The organism is Denitratimonas organivorans, assembly GCF_037478135.1.
In the GTDB taxonomy this organism is placed as follows: Bacteria; Pseudomonadota; Gammaproteobacteria; order Xanthomonadales; family Xanthomonadaceae; genus Denitratimonas.
In genome coordinates this window covers 77561-99916 of the sequence record NZ_JBBHDV010000008.1, presented here as the reverse complement: position 1 = coordinate 99916, position 22356 = coordinate 77561, and the positions used below count along the sequence as shown (strand labels likewise).

Below are 22356 nucleotides of genomic sequence, written 5' to 3'. Positions count from 1 at the left end.
GGAGTTTTCGCACAGCCGAGCGCCGGACTCCGGTCCGGACGCGGCAAGGGACCTTCCCCTGCACGAGGCGAACCCTGTGTTCCAACCCGCAATTCTAGCCCTGGCCGATGGCACGGTTTTCCACGGTGTGTCCATTGGTGCCGATGGGCTGCGCACCGGTGAAGTGGTGTTCAACACTTCAATGACCGGTTATCAGGAAATCCTGACCGACCCTTCCTACGCGCGACAGATCGTCACGCTGACCTATCCCCATATCGGCAATACCGGCTGTACAACCGTCGATGACGAGGCGCGTGCGATGCACGTGGCCGGTCTGGTTGTGCGCGAGGTGCCCACGCCGGCCAGCAACTGGCGCAGCGAATCAGACCTGCGCGACTGGCTGGTGGCACGCGATGTAGTGGCGATTGCGGAAATCGACACCCGCAAGCTGACCCGCATCCTGCGTACCAGCGGTGCCCAGAGTGGCTGCCTGATGGCGGGCGAGGGTGCCACGGCCGAGGCCGCACTGGCCCAGGCGCGCGGTTTCCCCGGCCTGGGTGGCATGGATCTGGCGCGCGAAGTCAGCACCACGCAGCCGTATCAATGGCACGAAGGTTCGCTGGATCTTGCCAGCGGCGATTTCATCGCACCGGCAACGCAGTTCCATGTGGTGGCCTACGATTTCGGCGTGAAGCTCAACATCCTGCGGATGCTGGCGGACCGTGGCTGCCGCCTGACCGTGGTGCCGGCGCAGACCCCGGCCAGCGAAGTGCTGGGGATGAATCCGGATGGCGTGTTCCTGTCCAACGGGCCGGGCGATCCGGCGCCGTGCGACTACGCGATCCGCGCCATCGGTGAGCTGCTTGCCGCCAAATTGCCGCTGTTCGGCATCTGCCTGGGCCACCAGTTGCTGGCGCTGGCCTGCGGTGCCAGCACGCACAAAATGAAGTTCGGCCATCACGGCGCCAATCATCCGGTGATCGATCTGGACAGCGGCCGGGTGATGATTTCGACCCAGAACCACGGCTTTGCGGTCGACGAATCCAGCCTGCCGGCGAATGTCCGTGTCACCCATCGCTCGCTGTTCGATGGCAGCAATCAGGGCATCGAACTGACCGATGCGCCTGCTTTCAGCTTCCAGGGCCACCCGGAAGCCAGCTCCGGCCCGCACGATGTGGCCGGGCTGTTCGACCGTTTCATCGAGGCCATGCGCCAGCGCGGCACGGCAGGAGAGAAAGCATGAATATCACGGCCGCTTTTCGTCCCTTTCTGATGCTGGTTCTGCTGGCGTTTGCCGGCTCTGCGTTGGCGCAGCGCCTGCCGGTCGGGGAGTTCTTCAAGGATCCGGAATTCACCAGCGTCTCGCTGTCGCCCGATGGCAAGCACATCACTGTCTCGGTGCCGCGCGGGGATCGCACCCAGCTGGCGGCATTCCAGGTGGACGGCATGAAGCTGGTCGGCAAATGGGATTACGGCGAAAACCGCCACATCGAGCGGGTGCGCTGGGTCAACGACGAACGCTTCATCATGTATGTGAGCCGCAAGACCGGTCGTTTCGATTTCCGCGTCGGCACGCCGGATCTGCACCTGAGCAATGTCGACGGCAAGAAGCGCACCGCCATCCCGAACGGCGGCACCTACCAGATCGTGGACATGAACTGGGACGATCCGGACACGATCCTGGTGCAGCGCTCGGTCGATGCCGCCTTCCTTTTCAAGATGAACGTTTACAGCGGCAGAACTTCGACCATGGCGCGTGCGCCGCTGCGTTACGGCAGCTTTGTCGTGGACAGCAAAAACCAGGTCAGATACGCCGTCGGGCAACGTACCGAAGACGGTCCGATCGTCACGCTGCGCCGCGATGGCGAAGACTGGGCCACGATCCACGAAGCGGAGATGGGTGAGTCGGTGATGCGCCCGCTGGGTTTTGATCGCGATGACGAACGCGTGCTGTTCGCGGTCAGTGACGCCGGCGAGCCGATGCGGCTGGCGCGGGTAGCGCCGGAAACCAATCAGCAGGAACTGCTGAGCCGCAATGAGCGGGTGGATTTCAGCGATTTGCTGCTGTCCGCCGACCAGCGCCAGGTGCTGGCGGTGCAGTACGAGGATGGCACGCCGGCTTACGATTTCATCGAACCCGAGCATCCCGAATCCAAGGTCTATGCCGGCCTGATCAACGCCTTCCCGAACCATGCGGTGAGTTTCGGTGGCATCAGCCGTGATGGCCGCTACATCCTGCTGCGCACTTACAGCGACGTCGATCCGGGTTCGTATTACCTGTTCGACCGTCAAGCCGGGCAGGCGCGCTTCCTGCTGGCCGCGCGCGAGTGGATCGATCCGGACAAGATGTCGCCGATGCGCGCCATTTCGCTGACCGCGCGCGACGGTACGCCGCTGCACGGCTATCTCACTGTGCCCAAGGGCAGCGAGGGCAAGAACCTGCCGCTGATCCTGAACCCGCATGGCGGCCCGCATGGCATTCGCGACACCTGGGGCTTCAATCCGGAGGTGCAGTTCCTGGCCAATCGCGGCTATGCGGTGCTGCAGATCAACTTCCGCGGCTCGGGCGGCTACGGCAACAGTTTCGAACGCAAGGGCTACCGCAACTGGGGCACCACGATGGTCGACGACATGACCGATGCGGTGGACTGGGCGATCGCACAAGGCATCGCCGATCCGCAGCGGGTGTGCACCTATGGCGCCTCGTACGGCGGCTATGCGGCGTTGCAGTCGGTGGTGCGCAATCCGGAAAAGTACCGTTGCACCGTTGGCTATGTCGGGGTTTACAGCATCCCGCTGATGTTCAAGGACGGCGACATCCCGCAGAGCGAGAGCGGCCGCGCGTATCTGCGCCGCATTCATCCCGAGTCGCTGGCCGAGCAGCAGGCGCAGTCCGCCGCGTTCAATATCGACAGAATCCGGATTCCGGTGATGCTGGTGCAGGGTGGCAAGGATGAACGCGTGCCGCCCTCGCAGTACCGCGCGCTCAAGGACGGCCTGACCAACGCCGGGCGTCCGCCGGAAGAAGACATCCTGGAGTCGAAGGAAGGCCACGGCTTCTACAACTTCGACAACCAGGTCAGGCTCTACACCCGGATGGAGCAGTTCCTGGATCGCCACATCGGCGCCGGCGCCCACTGAGCGCCGGTGGTCGACGGAGCCCGCGTTCGATGCCCCGGCTGCCTTACCGCGCCACCGCTGCCGATGGCCGTGTGGTCGAGGACTTCGTCGATGCCGTATCGGCACGCGAGGCTGTCGAGCAGTTGCAGGCCCGTGGTCTGAGCCAGGTCCAGTTGCTGGAAGAACCGGCGCTGGCCGAGCAGCATGATCAGGCTGCGGCCGACACCGTGCCGCTGCCGGATATCGCGCGTCTGCACGCCGCGATGACGCGTCCGGGCAGCGGCCTGCTGACCGTCTGGAAGCAGGTGCTGCGCGGCGCGCGCTGGTGGCTGGCGTTCGGTCTGCTGCTGGTGTTGTTTGGTCTGTTCAAGGCCAACGGCTTCTTCACCCTGCTGGGTGCGGCGATGCTGGTGCTGCCGTTCGCGTTGTCCGGCCTGAGCTGGCGCCATGTCGCACGCTACGAGGCGTTTCTGCGAGCCAGTGCGCATGGCCGGCGGGCGGAAATGCAGCGCCTGGCATCGTTGTTGCGCGGCGCGGTCAAGGATGCCGGCCTGCAGTTCGACCTGGCGGTGCACGAAGCTGGCTTCGTGGCGCGCGAACAGGGTCTGGATGCGGCCCTGGCAATGGTCGAGCCGCACCGTGACGCGGTTGCACAGCGCGCTCCGGAAATGTTCAACGCGCGTGTCGCGCTGCTGCATCTGGCCGCCGACGATGCCGAAGGCTTCGTGCGCCTGATGCAGCAGGCCTGCGAGGACAGCGGCCGCGATCCCAGCCGCGCGCTGGATGCTGCGCTGGCGCATGCGCGCTGCGGCGATCCGGCGCAGGCCCGCGCCTTGCTGGATGGTGTCGATACCCGGTTGCTGCCAGCACTGGCGGAAAGCTTCCACGCCTGGACCTGCGGCGTGCTGGCGCGGCACGAAGACGGTGACGGACGCGAGGCGTTTTCCCGTGCGCTGGCCGGTTTTTCCGAACACGCGCGGCTGCCAGCGGTGTGGTCGGCTGTCGCCACCTGCGGCTGCGATGCCGCGCTGGAACTGGCGCGCCACGGCCAGCACGCGGCGGCGCACGAACTGCTTGCGACGGTCTGGCCGGTCGCGCGCATCCATCTGGACACTGCCACCCGGCAGGCCCTTGCTTCCACTTTTCCCGACGGCCCGATGCCGCCGGCTTCGGACTCCTGACATGCCAAAACGTACCGACCTCAAGAGCATCCTCATCATCGGCGCCGGCCCGATCGTCATCGGCCAGGCCTGCGAGTTCGACTATTCCGGCGCACAGGCCTGCAAGGCGCTGAAAACCGAAGGCTTCCGCACCATCCTGGTCAACTCGAATCCGGCCACGATCATGACCGACCCGGAAACCGCCGATGCGGTCTACATCGAGCCGATCAACTGGCAGATGGTGGAGAAGATCATCGCCAAGGAGCGCCCCGACGCACTGTTGCCGACGATGGGCGGGCAGACCGCGCTGAACTGCGCGCTGGATCTGGCCGACAACGGCGTGCTGGAAAAGTACGGCGTGGAACTGATCGGTGCCAAGCGCGAGGCGATCCGCATGGCCGAGGACCGCGAACTGTTCCGCGTGGCGATGGGCGAGATCGGGCTGGAGTGCCCGCGTGCCGAAATCGCGCGCACCTACGAACAGGCGGTCGACATCCAGACCCGGGTCGGCTTCCCGACCATCATCCGCCCCAGCTTCACGCTCGGCGGCAGCGGCGGCGGCATCGCCTACAACGTCGAGGAGTTCGAGGAGATCGTCAAGCGCGGGCTCGAACTGTCGCCGACCAGCGAAGTGCTGGTCGAAGAGTCGGTGCTGGGCTGGAAGGAATTCGAGATGGAAGTGGTCCGCGACACGGCGGACAACTGCATCATCGTGTGCAGCATCGAGAACATCGACGCGATGGGCGTGCACACCGGCGACTCGATCACCGTGGCCCCGGCACAGACGCTGACCGACAAGGAATACCAGCGTCTGCGCGATGCCTCGATCGCGGTGCTGCGCAAGATCGGCGTGGATACCGGCGGCTCCAATGTGCAGTTCGGCATCAATCCGGAAAACGGCCGCGTGGTGGTGATCGAAATGAATCCACGCGTGTCGCGTTCTTCCGCGCTGGCGTCGAAGGCCACCGGTTTTCCGATCGCCAAGATCGCGGCCAAGCTGGCCGTGGGCTATACGCTGGACGAGCTGCGCAACGACATCACCGGCGGCCTGACGCCGGCCTCGTTCGAGCCGACCATCGACTACGTGGTGACGAAGATTCCGCGCTTCGCGTTCGAGAAGTTCCCGCAGGCCGATTCGCGTCTGACCACGCAGATGAAGTCGGTCGGCGAAGTGATGGCAATGGGCCGCAACTTCAGCGAGTCGCTGCAGAAGGCCTTGCGCGGCCTTGAAACCGGCAAGGTCGGGCTGGACCCCACTGGCTTGGATCTGGGCAACGAGGAAGATCTGGTGACGCTGCGCCGCCAGGTGCGCGAGGCCGGGCCGGAGCGCCTGTTCTACGTCGCCGATGCCTTCCGCGCCGGCCTGTCGCTGGAGGAAGTGCATGCGCTTTCGGCGATTGATCCGTGGTTCCTGCATTACATCCAGGCACTGGTGCGCAGCGAGGAGCAGGTGGCCGAAGCCGGGCTGGCGGCGCTCGACAAGGCACGCCTGTTCGCGCTCAAGCGGCAGGGTTTTTCCGATGCGCGCCTGGCGCAACTGGTCGGCACCGACGAGGCTGCGATCCGCGCGTTGCGTCGCGCCTTCGGCATCCGCCCGGTCTACAAGCGGGTGGACTCCTGCGCCGCCGAGTTCGCCACCGACACCGCCTATCTGTATTCCACCTACGAGGAGGAATGCGAAGCGCAGCCGAGCGACCGCGACAAGATCATGGTGCTGGGCGGCGGCCCGAACCGGATCGGGCAGGGCATCGAGTTCGACTACTGCTGCGTGCACGCCTCGCTCGCGCTGCGCGAGGACGGCTATGAAACCATCATGGTCAACTGCAACCCGGAAACCGTTTCCACCGACTACGACACCTCTGACCGGCTCTATTTCGAATCGCTGACGCTGGAAGACGTGCTGGAAATCGTCGAGCTGGAAAAGCCCAAGGGCGTGATCGTGCAGTACGGTGGCCAGACCCCGCTGAAGCTGGCGCGTGCGCTGGAGGCCAACGGCGTGCCGATCATCGGTACCTCGCCCGATTCGATCGACCTGGCCGAAGACCGCGAGCGCTTCCAGCAACTGATCGACAACCTTGGATTGAAGCAGCCGCCCAACCGCACCGCGCGCACCGCCGAGGAAGCGCTCGCGGCAGCGCGTGAAATCGGTTATCCGCTGGTGGTGCGGCCCAGCTACGTGCTCGGCGGGCGCGCGATGGAGGTGGTCTATTCCGACGCCGATCTTGAGCGCTATATCCGCGATGCGGTGCAGGTCTCGAACGATTCGCCGGTGCTGCTGGACCGCTTCCTCGACAACGCGGTGGAAGTGGACGTGGACATCATCGCCGACGCGCAGGGCGAGGTGCTGATCGGCGGCATCATGCAGCACATCGAGGAAGCCGGCGTGCATTCGGGCGATTCCTCGTGCTCGCTGCCGCCGTATTCGCTGTCGGCGCCGATCCAGGAGCGTCTGCGCGAACAGGTCCGCGCGATGGCGCGCGGGCTGGGCGTGGTCGGATTGATGAACACCCAGTTCGCGATCCAGGACGAGGAGATCTTCGTGCTGGAAGTGAACCCGCGTGCTTCGCGTACCGTGCCGTTCGTCTCCAAGGTCACCGGCCTGCCACTGGCCAAGATCGCGGCCCGCTGCATGGTCGGGCGCAGCCTCGCCGGGCAGGGCGCCACGCGCGAGATCGTGCCGTCCTATACCGCGGTCAAGGAAGCGGTGTTCCCGTTCGCCAAGTTCCAGAATGTGGACCCGATCCTGGGGCCGGAAATGCGCTCCACCGGTGAGGTGATGGGCGTGGGCCGGGATTTCGGCGCCGCCTTCGCGCGCGCCCAGGAAGCGGCCAATATCGGCGAGCCGCCGCGCGGCAAGGCCTTCGTTTCGGTGCGCGATCCGGACAAGGTGCGCCTGATTCCGCTGGCGCAGGCACTGGTCGACCACGGCTTCTCGCTGATCGCCACCGGCGGCAGCGCGCAGGTGCTCAACGATGCCGGTTTCAGCTGCGAGCGCGTCAACAAGGTGGCCGAGGGCCGTCCGCACATCGTGGATCTGATCAAGAACGGCGAAATCGTGTATATCGTCAACACCACCGAGGGTCGCCAGGCGATCGCGGATTCGTTCTCGATCCGCCGTGGCGCGTTGCAGCAGAAAGTCACCTATTCCACTACGGTGACCGGCGCGATGGCGCTGTTGCACTCGCTGGCCTGCCGCGGAGAAGGCGGCGTCCATTCATTGCAGGAACTGCACGGCGAGCTGAAGGCCGCCGGCAGCGGAGAATCAGGAACATGAGACCACCTTTGACGGTGCAGGGCGCGCAGCGCCTGCGCCAGGAACTGGAACACCTCAAGAGCGTCAAGCGCCCCGAGGTCATCGCAGCGATCGCGGAAGCTCGCTCGCATGGTGATCTGAAGGAAAACGCTGAATACCACGCCGCCCGCGAACAGCAGGGCTTCATCGAAGGCCGCATCCAGGAACTGGAGTCGGTGCTGTCCAACGCCCAGCTGATCGACGTGGCCACGCTCAACGCCGGCGACCGCGTGGTGTTCGGCGCCACCGTGGATCTGGCCGATGAAGACACCGACGAGGAAGTCACCTACCAGATCGTGGGTGAGCTGGAAGCGGACATCAAACAGGGCCGGATTTCGGTGTCGGCGCCGATCGCACGCGCGCTGATCGGCCGGCATGAGGGCGATTCGATCCAGATCGACGCACCCAGTGGCACCCGCAGCTATGAGATTGTTGCGGTGCGTTACGTTGTCTGAAACGTTATCGGGTAGCTGCTTTTGCTCCCCCTCTCCCGCATGCACCGGAGATGGGAGAAGCCTCGGAACGACGAGATACGTCCAATGTTTCCCTCTTCCCATACGGGGGAGAGGGAGTAGAGCAGACTGCACCACCATGATTTCCACCCACACCACCTCCCGCATGCGCCGGAGAAGGAGAAAGCTCCGAAGTTGCGGGATGGCTCCGATGTTTCCCTCTCCCCCGCTGGCGGGGGAGAGGGGCAGGGTGAGGGGGCGAGTGGTGAAGCCGCGAGTACTTTTGCCTTGTTGCACAAGCACGCCTCTCTTTCCAACCCTCTTCCGCCGTCAGTGGATGGAGAGGGAGTAGAGCAGATCGCAACACCATGATTCCCACCCACACCACCACCCTCTGGCTGCCGGCCTGGGCGCGTCTGGCCGATCAGCTCGCACCAGGCGACGTGCTGCACCGCATCGCCGCCCGCGCCGACAGGGAACAGGTCGATGCTGGCGACGAGGCCCGCGTCGCGCGCCGCTTCGACATCCTGCCGCGTGGTCTGCCGGTGGCGGCGCTGACCCGGCAGCTGGATGCCGGCGATGCGATGCAGTTCACCTGGTTGCGTGCCGATCCGGGCCATGTGCGTCCGGACATGACCTCGGTGCGGATGCTGGCCTGCGGTGATCTTGGTCTTTCGCCGGAAGAATGCGAAGCCCTGCTGAAACCGCTGAAACCGCTGTTCGGTGACGAAGGTTTTCCGATTTCCGCACCGCACCCGGCGCGCTGGTACCTGTGCCTGCCGCAGGAAGCGCGCCTGCCGGTCTTTCCGCCGCCGCGCGAAGTGCTGGGTGACGATCTGCTCGCGCACCTGCCCGAAGGCGATACCGGCCAGCGTTGGCGCCGCCTGCTGAACGAGGCGCAGGTGATCCTGCACAATCATCCGCTCAACGCGCAGCGCAGCGCGGCCGGAAAATTGCCCGTCAACACACTGTGGTTCTGGGGCGGTGGGCGGCTGCCGGATCATGTGCGCAGCGCTGTCAGTCAGCTGCGCAGCGGTGATGTGGTGTTGAATGCGCTGGCGGCACGCGCCGGCGTGCCTTGTGTGGCCGATGATGCGGTGGACAGTCTGCCGCCCGGCGCATTGCTGGATCTGCGTGGCCTGCACGATGCCGTGCTGCTGCAATCGCATTGGCTCGAACCGCTGCTGCAACGTCAGCGACGCGGAGATTTCGACACCCTCGAACTGGATTTCGGCGATGGCCACCTGCTGCGCTGGAAGGCCGGACACCGCTGGCGTTTCTGGCGCAGGCACGTGCCGGCGTGAGCAGAACCGGAAACATGCGCATCCGCCGCCGCCCGCAGCCTTCGCAATCACCGTGGCCGGGCGTGCATCCGGTGCTGCAGCGGGTCTACGCGGCGCGCGGAGTCGGAGACGCGGCGGAAGTACAGCATCGCCTCGCCGCCATGCTGTCGCCAGCACTGCTGGGCGGGCTGGATCGTGCCGTCGCGCTGCTGGCCGATGCGATCGCGCGGCAGCGGCGCATCTGCGTGATCGGGGATTTCGATGCCGATGGCGCCACCGGCACGGCGGTCGCGGTGCGCGGCCTGCGGCTGCTTGGTGCGCGCCATGTCGGCTTCCGTGTGCCGCACCGGATGCGCCACGGCTACGGCCTGTCGCCGGAGCTGGTCGCCGATCTGGCCGATGTTTCACCCGAACTGCTGCTCACCGTGGACAGCGGCATCGCCTGCATCTCCGGCGTTGCGGCGGCGCAGGCGGCCGGGATGCAGGTCATCGTCACCGATCACCATCTGCCCGGCGCGCAGTTGCCGGCTGCCGATGCCATCGTCAATCCGAATCTGGCCGGTGATGGTTTCCCGAGCAAGGCACTGGCCGGCGTCGGGGTGATGTTCTACCTGTTGCTGGCGCTGCGTGCGCATCTGCGCGGGCAGGGTGCATTCGCCGCCGGCGACGAGCCGGATCTTTCCACGCTGCTGGATCTGGTAGCGCTGGGCACGGTCGCGGACATGGTGCCGCTGGATGCCAACAACCGGATTCTCGTCGCGGCCGGGCTGCGTCGCCTGCGCCACGGCCGGGGGCAGCCCGGCCTGCGTGCGCTGATGCAGGTGGCCGGCCGTGAAACCGCGCATGCCGGCAGTTCCGACATGGGCTTCGCGCTCGGGCCGCGCATCAATGCCGCCGGTCGGCTGGAAGATATGGCGCTGGGCATCGAATGCCTGCTGACCGATGACGACGCCCACGCGCTGCGGCTGGCGACGCAACTGGACGCGATCAACCGCGAGCGGCGCGACCTGCAGGACCAGATGCTGCAACAGGCCGAAGCGATGGCTGCCGACTGCATCGCCGTAATCGAATCAGGCAGCGACAGCGGCGATGCCGCGCTGTGCGTGTTCGACGCCGAGTGGCATCCGGGCGTGGTCGGGCTGGTGGCTTCGCGCCTGAAGGAACGTCTGCACCGCCCGGTGATCGCGTTCGCGCCAGGTGGCGAGGATGGTTTGCTGCGCGGTTCGGCGCGCTCGATCCGCGGCTTCCATATCCGCGATGCACTGGCCGATGTCGCGGCGGCGCAGCCGGGCCTGATCAGCCGCTTCGGCGGACATGCGATGGCGGCCGGGCTGAGCCTGCCGGCTGAATGTCTGGACGCCTTCCGCGAGGCCTTCATCGCGCTGGCCAACGCGCGTCTGGATGCGGCCGATCTGCAGGCCGAACTGTGGAGCGATGGTGAACTCGGTGCCGAGGATTTCAGCCGCGACTTGGCCGAACAGTTGCGCGATGGCGGCCCTTGGGGGCAGGGATTTCCCGAACCGGTGTTCGATGACGAATTCCTGCTGGGTTCCTGGCGCACTGTCGGCAACGGCCATCTGAAAATGCAGCTGCGCCATGCCGTTTCCGGCCAGACCATTGATGCGATCCAGTTCGGCGGTTTCGATGGCAGCCCGCCGGCCGCGCGCCTGCATCTGGCCTATCAGTTGGAAACCGATGATTTCCGCGACCGTCGCGGGGTGCAGCTGCTGGTGCGGCACCGGATCAATCTGGACTGATGCTTTCCGCCGCGTTGTCGGCGTCATCTGTTCGCTTCAATCGCCCGCCCAGGCCACCGCAATGCGCCCAACCTGCGCCAGCACGGCCTCGTCCTGCGCGCGGATCCTGCCGGCATGGTGGGCATCGGATTCGTAATACGCGGCGACGATGACCGGCGCCCGGCCCGGCGGCCAGAACACCGCGACATCGTGGGTCTTGTTCGGCATCAGCGGCGCGATTGCAGAACCGGTCTTGTCGCCGGCCTGCCAGTGCGGTGGCGTGGCGGCGCGCAGGCGGGCAAGGCCGGTGCCGGTTTCAACCATCCATTCGCGCAGGCGTTCGCGGTCTTCGGGTACGAGCATCTCGGAGGTGAACAGACGGGCCACGTGCTGCGCCATCGCGCGCGGCGAGGTGCTGTCGCGCAGGTCGCCGGGCGGCAGCAGATTCATGTCTGGCTCCAGCCGGTCCAGCCGGCTCACTTCATCGCCACTGGCGCGCCAGAGTGCGGTGACGGCTTCCGGCCCGCCCAACTCGCGGATCAGCAGATTGGCGGCGGCGTTGTCGCTGGTCAGCTGGGTGGCGCGGGCCAGTTCGGGTGCGGTCAGCGTGCTGCTGCCGAGGGCCAAGTGTTCGCGCAGCACCGGTGAATGCGGCACCAGATCATCATCGCTGAAGTGGATCGGTGCGGTGCCGTCGAGCCGGCCCTGCCGTGCCGCATCCAGCACCGTGGCCGCCAGCAGCAGCTTGAATGTCGAGCACATGCCGAAGCGCTCGTCTTCGCGCCAGCCCAGACTGCGGCCACTGCCGGCATCCAGCACGAACACGCCCAGACGCCCGCCGCTGCGCAGTTCCAGTGCCGCCAGCGCATCGCTTGCGGTATCGGTTGCGTCATCGGGAGCGCGCGGCGCGCCAGCGCATGCGGCCAGCATAAACAGCAGCAATGCGGCCAGCGGCCATGCGCGGATCTGTGTGAAGTAAAGGAACATCGGCTGCGAACCTTGGCGAAGGGGCGGCCATGATGCACCCCGCATCTGGCATTTTCCGGGCACGGTGAGCGGCAGGACGAAGTCATCGGCGTATCGGCGCTGGGCTAGACTGCGCACCGTTTCTGATCGAATGCCGCGCCAAGCGCCGGCCTGGAGTATGGACATGCGTCATCACTGGGGATGGATCATCACGATGCTTGTGGCAACAACGGGTGTGGCGGCGGAATCCAGCGCGCCGGAACCGGCGAAGGCACCGATTGCGATCGCCTTGCACGGCGGCGCCGGCACGCTGGAACGCGCCAATCTGGGTGCCGAGGAAGAAGCCGCGATCCGCGCCGCGCTGGCGGCGGCACTGGATGCCGGCCACGCGGTGTTGAGCAGTGGCGGCACCGCGCTGGATGCAGTGACTGCCAGCGTCGCCGTGCTGGAGGACAGCCCGCATTTCAACGCCGGCAAGGGCGCGGTGTTCAACGCCGAAGGTCGCAACGAACTGGATGCCTCGATCATGGATGGCGCCAGCCAGCGTGCCGGCGCAGTGGCCGGCGTCAGCCGCATCGCCAACCCGATCCGGCTGGCGCGCGCGGTGATGGAGCAATCCGCGCACGTGATGCTGATTGGCGCCGGCGCCGAGCAGTTCGCGCAGGAAAAAGGCTTCGAGTTCGTGCCGCCGGACTACTTCCACACCCCGCACCGCTGGCAGCAGTACCTGGACCAGAAGGCGCGTGCCGAAGCGCAGGCCGGTGCCGTGCCCGCACCGGCAAACTATTTCGGCACCGTCGGTGCGGTCGCGCTGGATGCCGCCGGTCATCTGGCGGCCGCGACCTCGACCGGTGGCATGGTGATGAAACGCTATGGCCGCGTCGGCGACAGCTCGATCATCGGCGCCGGCACCTGGGCCGATGCGCAGTGCGCGGTATCCGGCACCGGCTGGGGCGAATACTTCATCCGCATGGCACTCGCGCACGAGATCTGTGCCCGCGTACGCCTGACCGGTCAGAGCCTGGCGCAGGCCGCCGACGCCGTGGTGATCGAAGAATTGCCGGCGCTGGGCGGCAATGGCGGCGTCATCGCGGTCGACGCGCACGGCAATGTGCACCTGCCGTTCAACACCAGCGGCATGTACCGCGCCAGCATCGATGCCGCCGGCAACCGCAACATCGCCATTTTCCGGGAATAGGTTTTGGCGACGGTGCCTCAAAGCGAGAACAGCTGCCGGCCAGCACGGTGAGTGGCAGCGTCGCGTCTGGCCGGCAGCGGCCAGTTCTTCCGCGAGCTGCGGGGCTGGTGAAAGTCCCTAGCCGGATTGATCGTGTCCAAACTCGGGCGCAGTGGCGCAGGACAATGTTTTTCTGACGATGCACCGGTGGTGAGCGTGTCGCTGATCCGTTGATCAGCATCCCGAACAGACCCCACAAGGGAAGAAATCCGGCACTGGGGTGTTACAACCCATGAGCGCGGCGGTTCCGCGCATGGGAAGCTGATCATGCAGAAGAACATCTGGCCGCTGGTGGCCATTCTCGGTCTGGGTTTGCTGGTGCTGTTCTTGGCACTGCGCGGCCCGTCGCTTTCATCGTCGGGCACAAGCTCCGATGGGCAGCTGGTGATGACGTATCCGGTTCCGCCCGAGCGTGGCGAGGCGATCCGCGATGCGTTGCGGGTCGTGTTGCTGACCACCCGGGAGGGTGTGCAGCCGCAGGGCCATGCCAGCTTGCCGATGCCCGGCATGCTGGTGGTGGCCGCACCGGCATCGATGCAGCCTTCCATCAGGACAGCGGTGGAGGAACTGTCGAAGGGAGCCGTCGCGGATGAAATCCCTGAAAGCACGGTGAGCTTCGATCTGTGGGTGCTGGCGGCCTCCGATGAGCCGGCGCAGCAGGATGACCCGGCGTTGCAGCCATTGGGTCCGTTGTTGGCACAGATACGCAACGAATTCGGGTTTGGGGCGCTGCAGCTGGTGGATCGCGGGATGGCGACAGTATCCAGGAACAGCCGTCACCCTGATCGGACATTTGCGCTTATGCAGACGCCGCAGATGACCTCCAGCGTTCATCTGTTCTCGATCACGGATACCCGGGTTGAAGCGGTGCTGGAGTTCCGCATGACCGAGGTGGTGGATCGTGCACGCCAGGATATGAGATTTGAATCCAGCTTCTCCCTGCCGCACAACCAGTGGATGGTTGTGGGGCTGCTGGGTGGTTCCGGCGATCGTCCGGAACGGCTGCTGCTGATGCGCCAGCGAATCCTCGCGCCGAACCCGTGACGGCATGGCACTGGATGCCGGTGAGCTGGAAGCCTGTTACCTGCGGGTGGAAGCCGGTCTGTTCAACGCGCTGCTCCGGATGCTGTGGGATGCGCCTGCGTGCCAGGACGTGATGCAGGAATGTTTCCTGCGCTTGTGGTCGCAACGCGCGAGGCTGGACGCGGGCCATCTGGATGCGCTGGCGTGGGCCACGGCGCTGAATCTGGCACGCAACCGGCTGCGCTGGCAGCGCTTGCGCCAATGGGTCGGACTGGAATCGCTGGAAGACGCCAGAACCGCGGCACCGGACGGTATCGACGCCGACCTGATGACCTTGCGGGCAGGGCTGGCCGGGCTCCAGCCCAGAGACAGGGAACTGCTGCTGTTGTCCGAGTACGCCGGGCTGGATACGCGTGAATTGGCGCGGTTGCTGGACATCGCACCGGGAACGGTGGCTTCGCGCAAGCACCGGGCGCTGCAGCGCCTGCGGGAGTTGTTGAAGGACGGGAACGATGGCGATACAGCAGCAACGCACTGAGGAATCGGGCTGGTCCTGGCGCACACCTCCGGCCGGTGGTTGGGAGCGGATACGCGCAGGCATGGACAAGTCTGCGGAAACGGCGGGCTCAAGGGCACTGGCGTGGTGCGCCGCAAGCATGGCTCTGGTCGCGCCTTTGCTGGCATGGCAGGCAGTGAAGGCGCCGGACATCTCTGCCGGCATCGTGCAGCAGGCGCAGTTGCTGGAGAGCAGCAGGCAGGCCTGGGTGGCACTGGATGCGGCCGATCCGGACGCATCTGTGCGGTTCTATCTGGCGCTGCCGGTGGCGGAAGAAAAGGTCAGCGCCGAGCGCTGAGATGCCCTTGCCGAAGCTCAGTTCAACAGTACCAGTGTGGCAAGACCGAGGAAGGTGAAAAAGCCCATCGAGTCGGTGATGGCGGTCAGGAAAATACTGCTACCCAGTGCCGGATCGAAACCCAGACGCTTCAATCCCACCGGAATCAGGACTCCTACCGAAGCTGCGAGAAGCAGGTTGCAGGTGAGCGCGGTGAAGATCACCAGTGAAAGGCCCACTTCCCGAAACCATACGAAGACGATAAGCGCCAACACGGCGCCCATCAGCAGCCCGTTCAGCATGGCCACGCGCAATTCCTTCCATAGCAGGGTCAGGAGATTGGAAGGGCCGACCTGATCGAACGCAATGCCACGCACCACCAAAGCCATGACCTGCGTACCGGCATTGCCACCCAGCCCGGCGACCATTGGCATCAACACGGCCAACGCCACGAGTTGATCGATGGTGGCCTCGAATTGGCCTACCACGTTGGCGGCGATAAAGGCCGTGCACAGGTTGATCGACAGCCACACCAGACGCCGTCGCACCGCGCGCGGTACTGAGCCGAACAGATCTTCGTCCTCGTCCAGGCCGGCGGCGGAGAGGGCGTGGTGTTCCCCCTGTTCGCGGATGATGTCGACCACGTCGTCGATCGTGATGCGGCCCAGCAGGATGTTGTTCCCGTCCACCACCGGCGCGGTGACCCAGTCGTGGTCGGAGAATTCGTTGGCGACGTGGCGCTCGCTGGCATCAACCCGGATCGCGGCCTGTTCGTCATCGAACAGTTCGTTGATCGGGGTCGAAGGTTCGTGCGTGAGCAGCGCGTGCAGCGAGAGCCGGCCCAGATACTGGTGGCGGCGGCTGACCACGAACAGATGGTCGGTATGGTCGGGCAGTTCGCCGCGCAGGCGCAGGTAGCGCAACACCACATCGACCGTGGTGTCGGCGCGCACCGTGACCACGTCCGGGTTCATCAGGCGGCCGGCGGTGCCTTCCGGGTACGAAAGCGCCTGCTCCAGCCGCTCGCGGTTTTCCCGGTCCATCGATTTGAGGACTTCGTCGATGACCTGGTCGGGCAGGTCGTCGGCCAGATCGGCCAGGTCATCGATGTCCAGGTCTTCGACCGCGGCGACCAGTTCGTCCGGGTCCATTTCCGCGATCAGGCTTTCGCGCACATCGTCGCCGACGTGCACCAGCACCTCGCCGTCATCCTCCGGATCGACCAGGCCCCACACCACTGTGCGCTTGGTGGTCGGCAGTGATTCCAGCAGGTTGGCGATTTCCGCCGGTGACAGCGTGTTGACCAGGCGCCGCACCGGTCCCAGGCGGCCGCTGTCCAGCGCATCGGAAAGTAGGCGCAGTTGCCGGGCGGTCTTGTCGTGGCGGGCGGCGTCGGCCATCGTGAAGCTCCGGCGGTGGGGGGGGGAGGCTCGCGCGCGCCGGTATCGCAGCGACGGGCCAGCGCGGTTGCGGGCAGGAGCGCTTCCTGCCGGCCTGCGTGGTGCATTATCGGTGGGCGGGCTAACATGGGCCAGTCCCGTGTCCGATACCGTTGTGGAATCAGGCAGGGTCTGCCCGGGTCATTCCTGTGGCGGTGGTCGTCGCGGAGGCACCGGATCCAGTCCGCCTTCGCACAGCGGCTGGCAGCGTGCCAGGCGTTTGATCGCCAGCCAGCCGCCACGCAGATGACCATGCACCTGGATGGCCTCGATGGCGTACATCGAGCAACTCGGATGGAAGCGGCAATGCTGTCCGAGCAATGGGCTGACAAAGCGCTTGTAACCGCGCAGCAGGAGAATGACAGGGGAGTTCATGCGGCCAGTGTCGATGGGCGAAGCAGCTTGCGGCAACATGCTTGCCGCTTTGGTATGACTAAGCTATAACACGCGGCCGCTGTTGCTTGGATGAGCACAAGTGAGGGTTCCGAACGTGGCAACGAAATCTAAATCGTCCGGCAAGTCGACCGGTAGTTCGACCGAAGCCCGCAAGGCGGCAGCCAAGCGCGTACCCGCCACAAAGGCCGCAGCGAAAAAGACGGCAGCAAGCAAGGCGGCGGCAGCGAAAAAGACAACAGCCAGCAAGGCTGCCGTGAAGAAGACCGCTGTCAGCAAGAGCGCCGTCAAAAAGGCAGTGGTGAAAAAAACGGCGGCCAAGAAGGCGGTCGTCAAGAAAACCGCAGTCAAGAAGGCTGTGGTGAAGAAGACCACGGCAAAGACCGCTACGTCTGCCAAGCCCAAGAGCGGCGTCAAGCGCCTGGCTGAAACCCTGGTTAGCATGGTCAAACCGGCTTCGCGCAGTGCCGCCAAGAGCCCGGCCAAGGCCCCGCCCGCCACGAAGAAGGCGGTGAAGAAGGTGGCAGCCAAGGCCGTAGCAAAGACAGCAGCCAAGGCCCCGGCCAAAACCGCCGCCACGAAGAAATCCGCAACAGCCAAAGCCGCCGCCACCGGCAGCGCGGTGAAGAAGACCACGCCGGCCACCGGCGTCACCACCACTTCCAGTGTCAAGAGCAAGACTTCGGCCGCAGTCGGGAAGACCGCGCCGGCAAAGGCTGAAAACGCGACACCTGCAAGGAACGCAAGGACCACAATGAGCAAAGCTGCAACCAAGACCAAGCCCCGCCCGATGCCGGCGCCGGATGTTTCCCCGCTGCCCGAGCGCCCGGACCTGCCCACCGGCTACCGTCCCAAGCCCGGCGAGGAATACATGAGCCCCGAGCAGCTCGAATATTTCCGCCAGAAGCTGCTGACCTGGCGCGGAGAACTGGTCGAGGAATCCAAGCAGACCATCGACAACCTGCGCGAGGAAGTACGCGATGTCGGTGACGATGCCGAACGCGCCACGCGTGAAACCGAGAACTCGCTGGAACTGCGCACTCGCGACCGCTACCGCAAGTTGATCGGCAAGATCGACAAGGCGCTCAAGCGCGTTGACGATGGCGAATACGGCTACTGCGAGGAAACCGGTGAGGAAATCGGCCTGGACCGTCTCGAAGCCCGCCCGATCGCGACGCTGTGCTTCGATGCGCAGGAGCGCTGGGAGCACCGCCAGAAACTGATGGGCGATTGACGCCCGGCACGCAGCCACTGGGGCTGCATGCCGTGTCCGCCAATCCAATTGAACAGCGCGGCTCCGGCCGCGCTTTTCATATGTGCCGGATCGTGCAGCAGCGCAGCGTGACGGCCGGTTGATCCCGATCAATACCCCGCCGTTGCCGTTCCGCGATGATCTCTGGGGTTCGTCCGTACCGGCGCGTATTGCAGGCACGGCGGCAACCGCCTGCCGGCCACAGCGACCGGCACCCATGCGGCAGTGCACGCCGCCGCCTGAGGCAAGGTTTTCCTGTCGTCATCACGGTCACCAGAATCCAGAGGTCCCGAAAGATCCATGAACCTGCTCGCCCGCATCAACCGACACCCGCTGCTGGTGCTTGCCGCCTTCGCCATCGTGCTGGCGGCGGCGTGGTGGCTCCTGCGCGACGGGCCGGAGGATGCCGCCGATGCCGGGCTGGTCAGCGGCAACGGGCGTATCGAGGCGACCGAGATCGATGTCGCGGCGCGGATGCCGGGCCGCGTCGTCGACATCCTGGTGCGCGAAGGCGATTTCGTCGTCGCCGGCCAGCCCGTGGCCAGGATGCAACTCGACACGCTCCAGGCACAGCACGCCGAGGCTCGGGCCGGGCGCCAGCAGGCCGAACATGCGGTCGCTGCCGCGCAGGCCCAGGTGCGTCTGCGCGAGGCCGATGTGGCCACCGCACGCGCCGTCGTGGTGCAGCGCGAAGCCGAGCTGGACGCGGCGCGGCGGCGTCTGGCACGCACCGAGGCGTTGTCGTCCGGCGGTGCGCTGTCGGTGCAGGAACTGGATGACGACCGCGCCCGGGTGCGTGGCGCCGAAGCCGCCCTGGTTGCCAGCCGCGCCCAGGTGGCTGCGGCACAGGCGGCCGTGGCTGCCGCGCAGGCGCAGGAAATCGGCGCGCGTTCCAGCGTCGATGCCGCCAGCGCCACCGTGGCCCGGATCGAGGCCGATATCGCCGACAGTGAGCTGGTCGCGCCCCGCGATGGCCGGGTCCAGGTGCGGGTCGCGCAGCCGGGCGAAGTGCTCGGCGCCGGCGGCCGGGTGCTGAACCTGCTGGATCTGTCAGACGTCTACATGACCTTCTTTGTGCCCGAAACCGCAGCCGGACGCATCGCGCTGGGCAGCCAGGTGCGGATCGTGCTGGATACCGCGCCCGATGTCGTGGTGCCGGCCTCGGTGTCGTTCGTCGCCAGCCAGGCGCAGTTCACCCCGCGCACCGTGGAAACCGCCAGCGAGCGGCAGAAACTGATGTTCCGGGTACGCGCGCGGATCGCGCCGGAACTGCTGCGCCGCCATATCGAACAGGTCAAGACCGGTGTGCCCGGCGTGGCCTGGCTCAAGCTCGATCCGCAGGCCGAATGGCCGCCCTGGCTGGCGCTGGATCCAGCGCTGCTGGCGGACTGATCCGGTGTCCACGCGGCAGGCTCCGCCGCCGGTCGTGCGTCTGCGTGAGCTGCGCCTGCGCTATCGCAGGGTGCTGGCACTGGGTGGCATCGATCAGGATATTCCCGCCGGTTGCATGGTCGGCCTGATCGGTCCGGATGGGGTCGGCAAATCCAGCCTGCTGGCGCTGATCGCCGGAGCGCGCCGCTTGCAGGAAGGCCAGGTCGACGTGCTCGGCGGCGACATGCGGCGCAGCCGGCACCGCGAGCGGGTCGGACCGCGCATCGCCTACATGCCGCAGGGCTTGGGACGCAATCTGTATCCGACCCTGAGCGTGGAGGAGAACCTGCAATTCTTCGCGCGCCTGTTCGGGCACGACGCGGCCGAGCGCCGCCGCCGTATCGACGCACTGACCCGCGCTACCGGCCTGCATCCGTTCCTGGCGCGGCCGGCGGGAAAGCTCTCCGGCGGCATGAAGCAGAAGCTCGGGCTGTGCTGCGCGCTGATCCACGATCCGGACCTGCTGATCCTGGATGAGCCGACCACCGGCGTGGATCCGCTGGCACGCGCCCAGTTCTGGCAACTGATCGCCGGTATCCGCCGCCAGCGCCCGCAGATGAGCGTGATCGTGGCGACCGCCTACATGGACGAGGCGCAGGGCTTTGATTGGCTGATCGCGATGGATGCGGGCCGGGTGTTGGCCAGCGGCACGCCGGATGAATTGCTCGAACGCACCGCCACCGATTCGCTGGAAGCGGCCTTCATCGCGCTGCTGCCGCAGGAAAAGACCCGCGACCACGCGGCGGTGACGATCCCGCCGTTGCAGGTCGACGAGGACGACATCGCGATCGAGGCGCGCGAGCTGACCATGCGCTTCGGCGATTTCGTCGCGGTCGACAGGGTCAGTTTCCGCATCCGGCGTGGCGAGATCTTCGGTTTCCTGGGTTCCAACGGCTGCGGCAAGACCACCACGATGAAGATGCTGACCGGGCTGCTGCCGGCCAGCGAAGGGCGCGCCTGGTTGTTCGGACACGAGGTCGATCCGCGCGATATCGCGACCCGCCGCCGCGTGGGCTACATGTCGCAGTCGTTCTCGCTCTACGGCGAGCTGACGGTGCGCCAGAACCTGGAACTGCACGCGCGCCTGTTCGAGGTGCCGGCGGCGCAGATTGCGGCGCGGGTGCAGGAAATGGCGGTGCGTTTCGGCCTGCAACAGCAGATGGACAGCCTGCCGGCGAGCCTGCCGCTGGGGCAGCGTCAGCGGCTGTCGCTGGCGGTGGCGATGGTGCACGCGCCGGAACTGCTGATCCTGGACGAGCCGACTTCGGGCGTGGACCCGGTGGCGCGCGATGCGTTCTGGCGCCTGCTGGTGGAACTGTCGCGGCGCGACCGGGTGACGATCTTCATTTCCACCCATTTCATGAACGAGGCGCAGCGCTGCGACCGCATGTCGATGATGCACGCCGGCCGCGTGCTGGACAGCGATACGCCGGCGGCGCTGGTGGAAAAGCGCGGCGCGGCCTCGCTTGAAGAGGCCTTCATGGGCTATCTGCTGGAGGCCAGCGGCGAGGTTATTGAACCACCCGCAGCCGCCGCACCCGCTGCGAAAGTGCAATCCGATGTGCGGTGCGACGGGCCGCCAGAGTCCGCCGTACCAGCGGCCGATCCGCAGCCGGCGCGAGCGCCGCGACATGCCTTCAGCCTGCAACGCCTGTTCGCCTATCTGTGGCGCGAGACGCTGGAACTGCAACGCGATCCGGTGCGCGCCACGCTGGCGCTGGCCGGCTCGGCGATCCTGATGTTAGTGATCGGTTTCGGCATCAGCATGGATGTCGAAGATCTGCATTTCGCCGTGCTCGACCGCGACCAGACCCAGCTCAGCCGCCAGTATGCGCAGAGCCTGTCGGGTTCACGCTATTTCATCGAGCGTGCGCCGCTGGTCGATTACGAAGATCTGGACCGGCGCATGCGCAGCGGCGAGCTGAGTCTGGCGCTGGAAATCCCGCCCGGTTTCGCGCGCGACGTGTTGCGCGGCGGGCAGGTGCAGATCGGTGCCTGGATCGATGGCGCGATGCCGCAGCGGGCTGAAACCGTGCAGGGCTATGTGCAGGGCATCCACCTGCACTGGCTGACCGAACAGGCCGCGCTGCGGCTGGGCGCAGCGCCGACCGGCCTGGCAGATATCCAGACCCGTTTCCGCTACAACCCGGACGTGCGCAGCCTGCCGGCGATGGTGCCGGCGGTGCTGCCGTTGTTGTTGCTGATGCTGCCGGCGATGCTGACCGCGCTGGCGGTGGTACGGGAAAAGGAAACCGGCTCGATCACCAATCTGTATGTCACGCCGGTCACGCGCAGCGAATTTTTGCTCGGCAAGCAACTGCCCTACGTGGCGCTGGCGATGCTGAACTTCGCACTGATGGCGCTGCTGGCGGTGACCCTGTTCGGGGTGCCGGTGAAGGGCAGTTTCCTGACGCTGGTGCTGGCCGCGCTGGTCTACAGCGTCTGCGCCACCGGCCTGGGCCTGCTGGCCTCGGCCGCGACTCGCAGCCAGATCGCGGCGATGTTCTTCGCGATGATCGGCACGATGATCCCGGCCACGCTGTTCTCCGGATTGATCGATCCGGTGTCCTCGCTGCAGGGCGCGGCGCGCTGGATCGGCGAGGTCTACCCGGCCACGCACATGATCGATGTGAGCCGTGGCGCTTTCAACAAGGCGCTGCATTTTTCCGATCTGCGGCATTCGCTGCTGCTGCTGCTGATCGCCGCGCCGCTGATCACCGGCGCGGCGATCGCGCTGTTGCGCAAGCAGGAGCGCTGAGC

Annotated in this window: 17 protein-coding genes; 14 read left to right on the top strand and 3 right to left on the bottom strand. The window is 66.1% G+C overall.

Annotated features, from left to right (window positions below):
• Positions 1-76: 76 nt before the first annotated feature.
• The 7 genes from carA (at position 77) to recJ (ending at position 11043) form a co-directional block, all read left to right on the top strand.
• Entirely contained in the window at positions 77-1222 is a 1146-nt protein-coding gene (gene carA, locus WDB66_RS09975; protein ID WP_339398421.1) for a glutamine-hydrolyzing carbamoyl-phosphate synthase small subunit, read from the top strand.
• Positions 1219-3120 carry a S9 family peptidase gene (locus tag WDB66_RS09970; protein ID WP_339398419.1) on the top strand — a complete coding sequence of 634 codons (1902 nt, stop codon included), beginning with the start codon at positions 1219-1221 and terminating at the stop codon, positions 3118-3120. The genes carA and WDB66_RS09970 overlap by 4 nt, the downstream gene beginning before the upstream one ends.
• A gap of 29 nt (positions 3121-3149) precedes the next feature.
• Complete coding sequence (locus WDB66_RS09965; RefSeq protein WP_339398418.1) at positions 3150-4280, top strand: hypothetical protein; 1131 nt, start codon at positions 3150-3152, stop codon at positions 4278-4280.
• Between the two features lies 1 nt (position 4281).
• The gene (gene carB / locus WDB66_RS09960) at positions 4282-7533 is read left to right on the top strand and encodes a carbamoyl-phosphate synthase large subunit (protein WP_339398417.1); all 3252 of its coding nucleotides are present in this window, start codon (positions 4282-4284) and stop codon (positions 7531-7533) included.
• On the top strand, positions 7530-8006 hold the full coding sequence (gene greA, locus WDB66_RS09955; protein WP_339398415.1) for a transcription elongation factor GreA: 477 nt from the start codon (positions 7530-7532) through the stop codon (positions 8004-8006). The genes carB and greA overlap by 4 nt, the downstream gene beginning before the upstream one ends.
• A gap of 365 nt (positions 8007-8371) precedes the next feature.
• Positions 8372-9307, top strand: coding sequence for a phosphoglycerate mutase (locus tag WDB66_RS09950; RefSeq protein ID WP_339398414.1), 936 nt, complete (start codon positions 8372-8374; stop codon positions 9305-9307).
• Positions 9308-9321: 14 nt separating this feature from the next.
• Positions 9322-11043 (top strand): single-stranded-DNA-specific exonuclease RecJ, encoded by a 1722-nt coding sequence (gene recJ / locus WDB66_RS09945; RefSeq protein WP_339398450.1) that lies wholly within the window; start codon positions 9322-9324, stop codon positions 11041-11043.
• A gap of 36 nt (positions 11044-11079) precedes the next feature.
• Here the strand turns inward: recJ and blaPME are convergent, their stop codons facing one another.
• Complete coding sequence (blaPME, locus tag WDB66_RS09940; protein WP_339398413.1) at positions 11080-12009, bottom strand: PME family extended-spectrum class A beta-lactamase; 930 nt, start codon at positions 12007-12009, stop codon at positions 11080-11082.
• A 193-nt stretch (positions 12010-12202) separates the two neighbouring features.
• Between blaPME and WDB66_RS09935 the strand changes: the two genes are divergently transcribed.
• From WDB66_RS09935 to WDB66_RS09920, 4 genes are all read left to right on the top strand, one after another.
• Positions 12203-13186, top strand: coding sequence for an isoaspartyl peptidase/L-asparaginase family protein (locus WDB66_RS09935; protein ID WP_339398412.1), 984 nt, complete (start codon positions 12203-12205; stop codon positions 13184-13186).
• 306 nt (positions 13187-13492) lie between these two features.
• On the top strand, positions 13493-14269 hold the full coding sequence (locus WDB66_RS09930) for a hypothetical protein (protein WP_339398411.1): 777 nt from the start codon (positions 13493-13495) through the stop codon (positions 14267-14269).
• Positions 14270-14273: 4 nt separating this feature from the next.
• Positions 14274-14786: an RNA polymerase sigma factor gene (locus tag WDB66_RS09925; RefSeq protein ID WP_339398410.1), complete on the top strand. Its 513-nt coding sequence runs from the start codon at positions 14274-14276 to the stop codon at positions 14784-14786.
• A gap of 118 nt (positions 14787-14904) precedes the next feature.
• Positions 14905-15102, top strand: coding sequence for a hypothetical protein (locus WDB66_RS09920; protein ID WP_339398409.1), 198 nt, complete (start codon positions 14905-14907; stop codon positions 15100-15102).
• A gap of 17 nt (positions 15103-15119) precedes the next feature.
• Here WDB66_RS09920 and mgtE read toward each other — a convergent pair whose 3' ends face one another.
• Together mgtE and yidD are read right to left on the bottom strand one after the other, a co-directional pair.
• Entirely contained in the window at positions 15120-16481 is a 1362-nt protein-coding gene (gene mgtE / locus WDB66_RS09915; RefSeq protein WP_339398408.1) for a magnesium transporter, read from the bottom strand.
• A gap of 180 nt (positions 16482-16661) precedes the next feature.
• Positions 16662-16895: a membrane protein insertion efficiency factor YidD gene (gene yidD / locus WDB66_RS09910; protein WP_339398407.1), complete on the bottom strand. Its 234-nt coding sequence runs from the start codon at positions 16893-16895 to the stop codon at positions 16662-16664.
• Positions 16896-17010: 115 nt separating this feature from the next.
• On the opposite strand from yidD, the gene dksA reads away from it, so the two are divergent.
• The 3 genes from dksA to rbbA all read left to right on the top strand — a co-directional run bounded on the left by dksA (position 17011) and on the right by rbbA (position 22354).
• Positions 17011-18147, top strand: coding sequence for an RNA polymerase-binding protein DksA (gene dksA / locus WDB66_RS15240; protein WP_489670850.1), 1137 nt, complete (start codon positions 17011-17013; stop codon positions 18145-18147).
• Positions 18148-18465: 318 nt separating this feature from the next.
• Positions 18466-19557 carry an HlyD family secretion protein gene (locus WDB66_RS09895; RefSeq protein ID WP_339398404.1) on the top strand — a complete coding sequence of 364 codons (1092 nt, stop codon included), beginning with the start codon at positions 18466-18468 and terminating at the stop codon, positions 19555-19557.
• Positions 19558-19561: 4 nt separating this feature from the next.
• Complete coding sequence (gene rbbA, locus WDB66_RS09890) at positions 19562-22354, top strand: ribosome-associated ATPase/putative transporter RbbA (protein WP_339398403.1); 2793 nt, start codon at positions 19562-19564, stop codon at positions 22352-22354.
• Positions 22355-22356: the final 2 nt, after the last annotated feature.